Source organism: Citrobacter sp. UYEF32, assembly GCF_040546205.1.
GTDB lineage: Bacteria > Pseudomonadota > Gammaproteobacteria > Enterobacterales > Enterobacteriaceae > Phytobacter > Phytobacter diazotrophicus.
The window spans coordinates 497,590-508,945 of sequence record NZ_JBEPNI010000005.1 but is presented as its reverse complement, the minus strand read 5'-3'; the positions used below and the strand labels follow the sequence as shown (position 1 = coordinate 508,945).

Annotated in this window: 9 protein-coding genes, 2 tRNA genes and 3 other RNA genes; 5 read left to right on the top strand and 9 right to left on the bottom strand. The window is 49.4% G+C overall.

Going from position 1 to position 11,356, the window contains the following annotated elements; translation table 11 throughout:
* Positions 1-12: 12 nt before the first annotated feature.
* The gene (locus ABIB59_RS17000) at positions 13-456 is read left to right on the top strand and encodes an Lrp/AsnC family transcriptional regulator (protein WP_165158727.1); all 444 of its coding nucleotides are present in this window, start codon (positions 13-15) and stop codon (positions 454-456) included.
* Positions 457-614: 158 nt separating this feature from the next.
* On the opposite strand, the gene ABIB59_RS16995 is transcribed toward ABIB59_RS17000, so the two are convergent.
* From ABIB59_RS16995 to ABIB59_RS16965, 7 genes are all read right to left on the bottom strand, one after another.
* Positions 615-746, bottom strand: a non-coding RNA gene (locus ABIB59_RS16995) — RtT sRNA.
* 45 nt (positions 747-791) lie between these two features.
* Positions 792-923, bottom strand: a non-coding RNA gene (locus ABIB59_RS16990) — RtT sRNA.
* Positions 924-968: 45 nt separating this feature from the next.
* A tRNA-Tyr gene (locus ABIB59_RS16985) sits at positions 969-1,053 on the bottom strand.
* A 36-nt stretch (positions 1,054-1,089) separates the two neighbouring features.
* Positions 1,090-1,221, bottom strand: a non-coding RNA gene (locus ABIB59_RS16980) — RtT sRNA.
* 43 nt (positions 1,222-1,264) lie between these two features.
* Positions 1,265-1,349 (bottom strand) — tRNA-Tyr (locus ABIB59_RS16975).
* A 158-nt stretch (positions 1,350-1,507) separates the two neighbouring features.
* Complete coding sequence (purU, locus tag ABIB59_RS16970; RefSeq protein WP_039079171.1) at positions 1,508-2,350, bottom strand: formyltetrahydrofolate deformylase; 843 nt, start codon at positions 2,348-2,350, stop codon at positions 1,508-1,510.
* Positions 2,351-2,386: 36 nt separating this feature from the next.
* Positions 2,387-2,857 (bottom strand): YchJ family protein, encoded by a 471-nt coding sequence (locus ABIB59_RS16965; protein ID WP_072039740.1) that lies wholly within the window; start codon positions 2,855-2,857, stop codon positions 2,387-2,389.
* A 111-nt stretch (positions 2,858-2,968) separates the two neighbouring features.
* Between ABIB59_RS16965 and rssA the strand changes: the two genes are divergently transcribed.
* The 3 genes from rssA to galU all read left to right on the top strand — a co-directional run bounded on the left by rssA (position 2,969) and on the right by galU (position 6,096).
* Entirely contained in the window at positions 2,969-3,880 is a 912-nt protein-coding gene (rssA, locus tag ABIB59_RS16960; protein WP_039079169.1) for a patatin-like phospholipase RssA, read from the top strand.
* A 93-nt stretch (positions 3,881-3,973) separates the two neighbouring features.
* The gene (rssB, locus tag ABIB59_RS16955) at positions 3,974-4,987 is read left to right on the top strand and encodes a two-component system response regulator RssB (RefSeq protein ID WP_039079168.1); all 1,014 of its coding nucleotides are present in this window, start codon (positions 3,974-3,976) and stop codon (positions 4,985-4,987) included.
* 197 nt (positions 4,988-5,184) lie between these two features.
* A complete protein-coding gene (gene galU / locus ABIB59_RS16950) occupies positions 5,185-6,096 on the top strand; it encodes a UTP--glucose-1-phosphate uridylyltransferase GalU (RefSeq protein ID WP_039079167.1) in 912 nt (303 codons plus the stop codon).
* A gap of 267 nt (positions 6,097-6,363) precedes the next feature.
* Here the strand turns inward: galU and hns are convergent, their stop codons facing one another.
* Positions 6,364-6,777: a histone-like nucleoid-structuring protein H-NS gene (gene hns / locus ABIB59_RS16945; protein ID WP_039079166.1), complete on the bottom strand. Its 414-nt coding sequence runs from the start codon at positions 6,775-6,777 to the stop codon at positions 6,364-6,366.
* Between the two features lie 551 nt (positions 6,778-7,328).
* Between hns and tdk the strand changes: the two genes are divergently transcribed.
* Positions 7,329-7,943: a thymidine kinase gene (gene tdk / locus ABIB59_RS16940; protein WP_039079165.1), complete on the top strand. Its 615-nt coding sequence runs from the start codon at positions 7,329-7,331 to the stop codon at positions 7,941-7,943.
* A gap of 524 nt (positions 7,944-8,467) precedes the next feature.
* On the opposite strand, the gene adhE is transcribed toward tdk, so the two are convergent.
* A complete protein-coding gene (gene adhE, locus ABIB59_RS16935; protein WP_039079164.1) occupies positions 8,468-11,149 on the bottom strand; it encodes a bifunctional acetaldehyde-CoA/alcohol dehydrogenase in 2,682 nt (893 codons plus the stop codon).
* Positions 11,150-11,356 lie beyond the last annotated feature (207 nt).

Sequence of the window (11,356 nt, the reverse complement as noted above, 5' to 3'; positions counted from 1 at the left end):
TAGGTAAAATCAATGGAAAACCTTATCGATGAGATCGACCGACAAATTCTGGCGTGTCTGGTGGAAGATGCGCGGATGTCGTTAAAAGTATTAAGTGGTCGCGTCGGGCTGTCGTCACCCAGCACGGCAGAAAGGCTCAAACGCCTGGAAGAAAAGGGGGTGATTGAGGGGTACGCGGCGCGGGTGAATCTGACGGCGTTAGGGTATACCTTGCAGGCGCTGGTACGTGTTCGGCCATTGCCGGGGTTATTACAGAAGGTGGATAAGTACATTCAGGCGATGCCCGAATGTATCGAGAGCGATAAGGTCACCGGGGAGGATTGTTTTGTTATCCGGCTGGTGGTGCGCTCCATTGAACAACTGGATACATTGCTGGATGGTTTAGCGGAATACGCACAGTGCAACACCTCGATTGTGAAAAGCTCGCCAGTCAAACGCCGTTTGCCACCCGTGTAATGATTTTGGCATCCCGATGCGCTGCGTTTATTCGACCTGCGGGCGGCTAGCCCTGGTAAGCACAGCGCATCAGGGGAAATGTTGCTTCTCATCCTTCCCGGCATGGGGAGGATATGTGGCATTAAAGATTTGATTTGGCAATGTGCTACATGAAGTGATGGTGGTGGGGGAAGGATTACTCGTCGCTTCGCTCCTCGCCCTTCGGGCCGTTGCCTTCGGCAACGTTGTCTCGCTTTCGCTCGACTCGAACCTTAGTCGAAGGTTCTCACCCTTCCCGGCATGGGGAGGATATGTGGGATTGAGGATGTGGTTTGACGTTGTGCTACATGAAGTGATGGTGGTGGGGGAAGGATTACTCGTCGCGCTGCTCCTCGCCCTTCGGGCCGTTGCCTTCGGCAACGTTGTCTCGCTTTCGCTCGACTCGAACCTTAGTCGAAGGTTCTCACCCTTCCCGGCACGGGGAGGATATATGGCATTAAAGATTTGATTTGGCAGTGTGCTACATGAAGTGATGGTGGTGGGGGAAGGATTCGAACCTTCGAAGTCGATGACGGCAGATTTACAGTCTGCTCCCTTTGGCCGCTCGGGAACCCCACCAGGGGTAATTCATATTGTCGGGAACTGCTTTGAAGATGGTGGTGGGGGAAGGATTATTCGTCGCTTCGCTCCTCACCCTTCGGGCCGTTGCCTGCGGCAACGTTGTCTCGCTTTCGCTCGACTCGAACCTTAATCGAAGGTTCTCACCCTTCCCGATAAGTGCAAACTTCGCAAACTCTCACCGGTGTTACCACATTGCAGTGGTCAATAATGGTGGTGGGGGAAGGATTCGAACCTTCGAAGTCGATGACGGCAGATTTACAGTCTGCTCCCTTTGGCCGCTCGGGAACCCCACCACGGGGTAATGCTCATACTGGCCTGCCTCCGTTTCAGGAAGCGGGGCGCATCATACCAAATGACGCGCCGCTGTAAAGCTTTCCTTCAACGAAACTGAACCGTTTGCGTACTTTTCATCCGTAACGGATTAAAGCTAATCAATTCATTCCGTTAGCGATTAAAGAATAATCGTTCTGTTACCGTAAACGAAGACACGTTGCGCCAGCACCTGATACAGCGCACGGCTCAGGACATTCTTTTCAACATCGCGGCCCGCACGCATCATATCTTCGGCAGTGTAAGTGTGATCGACGTGAATGACGTCCTGCATAATGATTGGACCTTCGTCCAGATTATCGTTTACGTAGTGTGCCGTTGCGCCGATGATTTTTACCCCGCGCTCATAAGCCTGGTGGTAAGGACGCGCGCCGATAAATGCCGGCAGGAACGAATGGTGAATATTGATTATCTTATTCGGAAAACGGGAGACAAAACCCGGCGTCAGTACACGCATGTACTTCGCTAACACCACATAATCCGGTTGATGTGCTTCAATGGCTTGCGCCATCCGCTCATCGTGCTCTTCGCGGGTTAACCCTTCATGGCTGACCAGTTCAAACGGAATATCAAAGCGCTCAACCAGCGAACGCAGCGTTTCATGGTTGCCGATGACCGCTGCAATATCAATATCCAGCCCGCCGTAGTTGGCTTTCATTAATAAGTCGCCAAGACAATGTGCTTCTTTGGTCACCAGAATAACCACGCGACGCTGTCCCGCAGGGTTCAGTTCGCGGACAGAACCTTCCGGCAGCGCGCTGTCCAGGTCGGCCAGCAGGGTAGAGTCGTTAAAAATACCTTCCAGCTCGGTACGCATAAAAAAGCGACCGGTGCGGTGGTCAACAAACTCATTGTTTTGCACGATATTGAGTTCGTGTTTGTAACAAATGTTAGTAATCCGCGCGATGAGACCTTTTTGGTCAGGGCAAATGGTGCGTAATACTTTACGTTGTAATGAATGCATTGCCGGGTAAATCCTGTTGATGGTGTTTGCTATGAGTTATCGCTGGGCGTATTGCCCGCAGCACTTTTTGAATTTCTTACCGGACCCGCATGGGCACGGATCGTTACGGCCAAATTGCGGACGTGTGCCGTCAATATAATACCACCGGCCGTTCTCCTTTAAGAATCTGGAACGTTCAATAATTGCTCCCGCTTTGCCATCCTCATTGAAACGGGCAATAAAACTGACGTAACCTTCTGTGTCGTTTTTCCCGCTGGCATGTTCGAACACCGTCAAACCCAGCCACTGGGTACGGTTGAAACCGGCTTCAATGTCCGGACGAAACGTGGCGGCATGGCAAGTTGGGTGCCAGGTGCTGACCAAATAGTCGGCGTCTTTCATCACAAATGCGCTATAACGGGAGCGCATAAGATGTGATGGATCTGGCGCAACCTGTGAGCCAGACAGATAAGGCTGGCAACATAGGCTATACTCGACTGCGCTACCGCAGGGACAGAGTTGAGACAAAATCGGCTTCCTGTACAAAAATAACGGCACTATAAGCCAGAGTAGCGTTATGTTAACTGAGCTGTAGCTTCGTGGCTACGCCAGTCGTTCCGGGGGACAAAAATCCAGGTAATGAGAACGGTTAAAATTGGGTTGGCGCTGGGATCAGGGGCCGCCAGAGGCTGGTCACACATTGGTGTGATAAACGCATTGCAACACGCAGGGATCAAGATTGACGTCGTGGCGGGGTGCTCTATTGGTTCCCTTGTGGGCGCCGCGTATGCCTGCAATAAACTCCCCAGACTGGAAACGTGGGTACGCTCTTTCAGTTACTGGGACGTCCTCAAACTTATGGATCCGTCGTGGCGACGCGGTGGATTATTACGCGGCGAACGTGTTTTTAACCACTATCGGCAAGTCCTGCCCGAAACGCTGTTCACTGATTGTCAGTTGAAATTCGGTGCTGTAGCAACCAACCTCAGCACCGGGCGAGAGCTATGGTTTACCGAAGGCGATCTTCATCTGGCGGTGCGCGCATCGTGCAGTATGCCGGGTCTTATGTCACCCGTTGCCCATAATGGCTATTGGCTGGTTGATGGCGCGGTGGTGAATCCCGTTCCTGTCTCCCTGACGCGCGCGCTGGGGGCGGATATCGTTATTGCCGTCGACTTGCAGCATGACGCGCATTTGATGCAGCAGGATTTAGTGTCGACGACGTTGATGGAAGAGGCGCAAGAAGGTGTTGAGAGTGATGAGTTGCGCTGGCATGAACGTCTTCGGGACAGGCTAAGTAAAATGAAGGCCCGGCGCACTGTTGTTGCACCTACGGCAATGGAAATCATGACCACTTCCATTCAGGTGCTTGAGAATCGACTTAAGCGCAACCGAATGGCTGGCGATCCCCCCGATATTTTAATACAGCCACTTTGCCCGCAAATTTCGACACTTGATTTTCATCGGGCAGAGGCGGCAATCGCAGCGGGGCAACTTGCCGTTGAAAAGAAAATCGATGAACTACTACCGTTGGTAAGGACAATAGTCTAAGTATGTTTTTTTTATTCGAGTTCAGCAAATTCTGACAGGCGATTATTGATAGATCATGCCACTATTTATTTATCGTCAGGCAGGGGAGATAAGATGACGCAGCCGTTAGCAGGAAAACAGATACTGATCGTTGAAGACGAACCCGTCTTCCGCTCGCTGCTGGATTCCTGGCTCTCCTCTCTGGGAGCGGAAACACTGGTCGCAGATGACGGTGTCTCAGCGCTCGAACAGTTGGACAATGCTTCCCCTGATCTCATGATTTGCGACATTGCCATGCCGAGAATGAATGGCCTTAAGCTTGTCGAACATTTGCGCAATAAAGGCGACCAAATGCCGGTGCTCGTCATTTCTGCAACCGATAACATGGCAGATATTGCGAAGGCGCTGCGTTTAGGGGTACAAGACGTTTTACTTAAGCCGGTTAAAGATCTTAATCGTCTAAAAGAGACCGTATTCGCCTGTCTCTATCCCAATATGTTTAATTCGCGTGTCGAAGAAGAAGAACGTTTGTTCCAGGATTGGGATGCACTGGTTGAAAATCCCCAGGCTGCCGCCAAACTTTTACAGGAATTACAGCCGCCGGTTCAGCAGAAGATGTCGGGTTGCCGGGTTAATTACCGCCAGCTCGTGTCTGCCGATCAACCCGGTCTGGTGCTTGATATTGCGCCAATATCGTCACACGATCTGGCTTTTTATTGCCTTGATGTGACACGCGCAGGCAATAATGGTGTTCTGGCAGCATTATTACTGCGTGCATTGTTCAACGGCTTACTTCAGGAACAATTGTCACACCAGCACCAAAAACTCCCCGAAATGGGCAGCTTGCTTAAGCAGGTAAACCAGTTACTGCGCCAGGCAAATTTGCCCGGACAGTTTCCTCTGCTGGTTGGGTATTATCACAGCGAATTAAAGAACCTTATTTTAGTGTCGGCAGGCCTTAATGCGACATTAAATACTGGCGAACATCAAATTCAAATCAGTAACGGCGTACCGTTGGGTACTTTAGGAAATACGTATCTGAACCAATTGAGTCAACGGTGCGATGCCTGGCAATGTCAGGTTTGGGGGGCCGGTGGCCGTCTGCGTTTAATGTTGTCTGCGGAATGAGCAATCGCAACGTATTACGCAGATAGCTTTACCTCCTTTTTAAAGCGAGTGGTACTATCGCCACAGTTTTGCGTATTAATCCTAATTAAACGTTATAGCGTCCTTTTCAGACCAGGTCATTACGATGGTACTGATATACTCAGATGCGAATTAATTCATGAACATGCTCAAAGCGTGAACAGACCAGGAGATTTTCAATGGCTGCCATAAATTCGAGAGTGACTAAAGCAGTTATCCCGGTTGCGGGATTGGGAACCAGGATGCTGCCTGCGACAAAGGCGATTCCTAAAGAAATGTTACCGTTGGTTGATAAGCCATTAATTCAGTATGTCGTGAATGAGTGTATCGCTGCGGGTATTACCGAAATTGTTCTGGTTACGCATTCGTCGAAAAATTCTATCGAAAACCATTTCGATACCAGCTTTGAGCTTGAGGCCATGCTGGAAAAACGCGTGAAACGTCAGTTGCTGGAAGAAGTTCAGGCTATTTGCCCGCCGCACGTTACCATTATGCAGGTCCGTCAGGGGCTGGCTAAGGGGCTTGGACACGCGGTGCTGTGCGCGCATCCGGTTGTAGGAAATGAACCGGTGGCGGTTATTCTTCCTGACGTTATCCTGGACGAATTCGAATCCGATCTTTCCCAGGATAACCTTGCGGAAATGATCAAGCGTTTCGACGAAACCGGAGCCAGCCAGATTATGGTTGAGCCGGTTGCCGATGTGACTGCATATGGTGTTGTTGACTGCAAAGGCGCTGAACTCAAACCGGGTGACAGCGTACCGATGGTCGGTGTGGTTGAAAAACCGAAAGCGAATGTCGCGCCGTCTAATCTCGCTGTTGTGGGCCGTTACGTTCTCAGCGAAGAGATTTGGCCGCTGCTGGCGAAAACGCCTCCGGGAGCAGGCGATGAGATTCAGCTGACCGACGCTATCGATATGCTTATCGAGAAAGAGACCGTTGAAGCTTATCACATGAAAGGCAAAAGCCATGACTGCGGTAATAAGCTGGGTTATATGCAGGCTTTCGTAGAATATGGTATTCGCCATAACGTACTTGGTGAAGAATTTAAAGCCTGGCTGGAAGACGTTGTCGGTGTCGCTAAAGCGTAACCTGATTTAGTCCCAGGGAATAAAGCCGGATTGATGATTATCACTCCGGCTTTTTTATTGCCTGTAGACACCTTTGGCGTGCCAGACCAGGCGCCAGGAGAAATCTTTGTCCAAAGTGGGAATATCGATAGGGGAACGTTGGTGAGCAAATAGTATCAGCAATGCACGTTTATCTTCATCGTTACAGAATATTGCTCAGCAACAATGGCTAAAAAAATGGTCAAAAAAAATCCCGCCATCGGCGGGATTCTTCATAAAGGCTTAGGATTATTCCTGGATCAGGAAATCTTCCAGTTGTTTACCTTGTTCGTCCATCGCTTTTTTGATTACTGCTGGGGTACGGCCCTGGCCAGTCCAGGTTTTAGTTTCACCGTTTTCGTCAACGTAGCTATATTTAGCCGGACGTGCAGCGCGTTTAGCTTTAGTTCCGGTTTTAGCTGCGACCATGCTGTTCAGCAGTTCATTCGGATCAATACCATCAGCAATCAGCATTTCACGATATTGTTGTAGTTTACGAGTACGTTCTTCGATTTCAGCAGCTGCAGCGCTTTCTTCTTCACGACGCTCGTTAACTACCACTTCTAATTTTTCCAGCATTTCTTCGAGCGTTTCCAGAGTGCATTCTCTTGCCTGCGCACGAAGAGTACGGATGTTGTTCAGAATTTTAAGTGCTTCGCTCATTGTAGTAATCTCAAACTTATATTGGGGTGGTTTGTTGAGCTAATAATAGAGCGTTAATTTGAGTAGTGCAATAGGTGAGAATGTAAGGAATTCAAATTTCCTCTTTATTTACCACATTTTTAAAAACCGCTAACTTAAATTTTTCTTGAAGAACCGCACAAAAAAGCCATATAGAAAGCATTATCACCCGAACGGCTCAGGTGTTTAATCAGCGCTTTTAACTGATTAATCTCATACGAATTATAGTTTCGATGGATAAATATCAACCTTTTTTATTAGGGTTCACAACAGCGTCGTTTTGCATAAAACATTAATAATTTCTTGAGCCTGGCGCTGAAACTTCTTGTTTTTTATACCCAGAAAAGGCGCGGTGCGCTTATTGTCTGTTTCTTTGTCAGCAACAGCTTACGAGAGAAAAATAGCGTGAAGTATATCGCTGAAATCATGTCCGCAATGTAAGTAAAGTGTACGCCCGGCATTCCAGGTGGCATGTTAAAATATGATACAATCCTGCCGAGGAATATCACACTTTGATTGGGGTCTTGCGGGCAATGGCGCAACTTTATTTCTACTACTCAGCGATGAATGCCGGAAAATCCACGGCTTTACTGCAGTCTTCCTACAATTATCAGGAACGTGGCATGCGCACGCTGGTCTATACCGCGGAAATTGATGACCGCTTTGGGGCAGGGAAGGTAAGTTCACGTATTGGCTTATCGTCGCCGGCGCGTCTTTTTAACCAAAATACATCCCTTAAAGATGAAATTAATGCTGAGCACCAGCGCGAACCTATCCACTGCGTTTTAGTTGATGAAAGTCAATTTCTAACCCGCCAGCAAGTATATCAGTTGTCTGACGTTGTCGATGAACTTGATATTCCCGTGCTCTGTTATGGATTAAGAACCGATTTCCGTGGCGAGTTGTTTATCGGTAGCCAATATCTTCTGGCGTGGTCAGATAAACTGGTTGAACTAAAAACGATCTGTTTCTGCGGACGTAAAGCCAGCATGGTGCTACGCCTTGATCAGGCGGGTCGGCCATATAATGAGGGTGAGCAAGTCGTTATTGGCGGTAATGAGCGCTATGTATCCGTTTGCCGTAAACATTATAAAGAGGCCCTCACAGAAGGCTCTCTGTCCGCTATTCAGGCGCGCGTAAGAGGATAGTTCAACTGTAGCTACGTGCGCTGCTGATTGATTACGGGCTCAAAAACAACGCTTAAAAGCCTGAGGATTTGCGCCCGGGACAATAAGAGCGTCGTGTAGGGCATATCACCTTTATGCGGCGCTAACTGCTTCTACAGCGATATCAGGGCACACGGTCTGGTGGTTGGATACTCAGTGTGCCTCTCCGCATTCCCTTCGTTTATCCCCGCCACCTGTCTGCTCAGACGTATCTGTGCGTATGAAAATACTCGCATAGCCAATATCAGCCAGCCAGTGATGTCTGTGGGATGTTTACGCTTACGGCTGTGGACTTAAGTCGATTCGACAGAAATAGTCTGCTGGTAGCAGAAGAATGAGGCGGATTCAGCGCGGTTAGAGATTACATCAAGGTATGTTGAAAATATAAAAAAGCCCCATCAAAGAATTGATAGGGCCTTTGTCGTTTACCTGCCGGAAAGTTCAACCGGTCATCTTGCTTAACTGACAGGTGTTACCCATCAGGCAGGTTATCGTAGCCAGGACAATTAAGCGGTTTTCTTCGCTTTTTTGTCTGCTTTATCCGCTTTTACTGCTTCGGCTTTCACTTCTGCTGGCGCGCCTTCTTTGAACTCACGTCCGTAGTAGGTATCCAGCAGGATTTGTTTCAGCTCAGAGATCAGCGGGTAACGTGGGTTAGCACCGGTACACTGGTCATCGAACGCATCTTCGGACAGTTTGTCAACGTGAGCAAGGAAGTCAGCTTCCTGAACGCCTGCTTCACGGATTGACTTAGGAATGCCCAGTTCAGCTTTGATGGTTTCCAGCCATGCCAGCAGTTTCTCAATTTTCGCAGCAGTACGGTCACCAACAGAAGTCAGACCCAGATGGTCAGCGATTTCTGCGTAACGACGACGAGCCTGCGGACGGTCGTACTGGCTGAATGCAGTCTGTTTAGTCGGGTTGTCATTCGCGTTATAGCGGATAACGTTGGAGATCAACAGAGCGTTCGCCAGACCGTGCGGAATATGGAACTGTGAACCCAGTTTATGCGCCATGGAGTGACACACACCCAGGAAGGCGTTCGCAAACGCGATACCCGCGATGGTAGCAGCACTGTGTACGCGCTCACGTGCAATCGGGTTTTTAGAACCTTCATGGTAAGACGCTGGCAGGTTTTCTTTCAGCAGTTTCAGAGCCTGCAGAGCCTGACCATCGGAGAACTCAGACGCCAGTACAGAAACGTAAGCTTCCAGTGCGTGGGTTACTGCATCCAGACCACCGAATGCACACAGTGATTTCGGCATGTCCATGACCAGGTTTGCGTCAACAACTGCCATATCCGGGGTCAGAGCATAGTCTGCCAGCGGATATTTCTGACCAGTGGCATCGTCAGTTACAACTGCGAACGGCGTCACTTCTGAACCGGTACCGGAAGTGGTGGTGATAGCAACCATTTTCGCTTTCACACCCATTTTCGGGAACTTGTAGATACGTTTACGGATATCCATAAAGCGCAGCGCCAGTTCTTCGAAGTGAGTTTCCGGATGTTCGTACATGACCCACATGATTTTCGCCGCATCCATCGGGGAACCACCACCCAGCGCGATGATCACGTCAGGTTTGAAGGAGTTCGCCAGCTCTGCGCCTTTACGTACGATAGTCAGCGTCGGGTCAGCTTCAACTTCGAAGAAGACTTCTGTTTCTACGCCAGCCGCTTTCAGCACAGAGGTGATCTGGTCTGCATAACCGTTGTTGAACAGGAAGCGGTCAGTCACGATCAGCGCGCGTTTGTGACCATCAGTAATCACTTCATCCAGCGCGATTGGCAGAGAGCCACGGCGGAAGTAGATAGATTTCGGAAGTTTATGCCACAACATGTTTTCAGCTCGCTTAGCAACGGTTTTCTTGTTGATCAGGTGTTTCGGACCAACGTTTTCAGAGATGGAGTTACCACCCCAGGAACCACAACCCAGAGTCAGGGAAGGTGCGAGTTTGAAGTTATAAAGGTCACCGATACCACCCTGAGAAGCCGGGGTGTTGATCAGGATACGTGCGGTTTTCATTTCCGCGCCGAATTTCTGCACGCGAGCCGGCTGGTTATCCTGGTCAGTGTACAGGCAAGAGGTGTGACCGATACCGCCCATGGCAACCAGTTTCTCTGCTTTTACTACCGCATCGTCGAAATCTTTCGCACGGTACATTGCCAGAGTCGGAGACAGTTTTTCGTGAGCGAACGGCTCGCTTTCGTCAACAACAGTCACTTCACCGATCAAAATTTTGGTCGTTGCAGGAACCGTGAAGCCTGCCAGTTCAGCAATTTTGTATGCCGGTTGGCCAACGATGGCGGCATTCAGCGCGCCATTTTTCAGGATAATGTCCTGAACGGCTTTCAACTCTTTACCCTGCAGCAGGTAGCCGCCGTGGGTAGCAAAACGTTCGCGAACAGCATCGTAAACAGAATCAACAACCACTACTGACTGTTCGGAAGCACAGATAACACCGTTGTCGAAGGTTTTAGACATCAGCACAGAAGCGACAGCACGTTTGATATCAGCGGTTTCGTCGATAACAACAGGTGTGTTGCCTGCGCCTACGCCGATAGCCGGTTTACCGGAGCTGTATGCTGCTTTCACCATGCCCGGGCCGCCAGTTGCGAGGATCAGGTTGATGTCAGGGTGATGCATTAATGCGTTAGACAGTTCAACAGAAGGTTGGTCAATCCAGCCAATCAGATCTTTTGGCGCGCCGGCAGCGATAGCCGCCTGCAGAACGATATCAGCCGCTTTGTTTGTTGCATCTTTAGCGCGCGGATGTGGAGAGAAAATGATTGCGTTACGAGTCTTCAGGCTGATCAGCGACTTGAAGATTGCCGTAGAAGTTGGGTTAGTTGTTGGAACGATACCGCAGATGATACCGATAGGTTCAGCGATGGTGATGGTACCAAAAGTGTCATCTTCCTCAAGGACACCGCAGGTCTTCTCATCTTTATAAGCGTTGTAGATATATTCAGAAGCAAAGTGGTTTTTGATCACTTTATCTTCGACGATACCCATGCCGGATTCGGCAACGGCCATTTTAGCGAGAGGGATACGGGCATCAGCGGCAGCCAGGGCGGCGGCGCGGAAGATCTTGTCAACTTGCTCTTGAGTAAAGTTGGCATATTCACGCTGGGCTTTCTTCACGCGTTCAACGAGTGCGTTAAGTTCAGCGACATTAGTAACAGCCATAATGCTCTCCTGATAATGTTAAACTCTTTTAGTAAACCAGCTGTCCGAAACGACAGTATAGACAGACCGGGTGCAGGTTGCGTAAATTACAGAAAAACAAGTAGTTAACGCCTTGCCCAACCTAACTGATTTACTGAAAGAGCCTCAACGAAACATCATTCAAACTGATGGTTCTACTCCCTGACGACGTCTCCAAGAGTACTCACT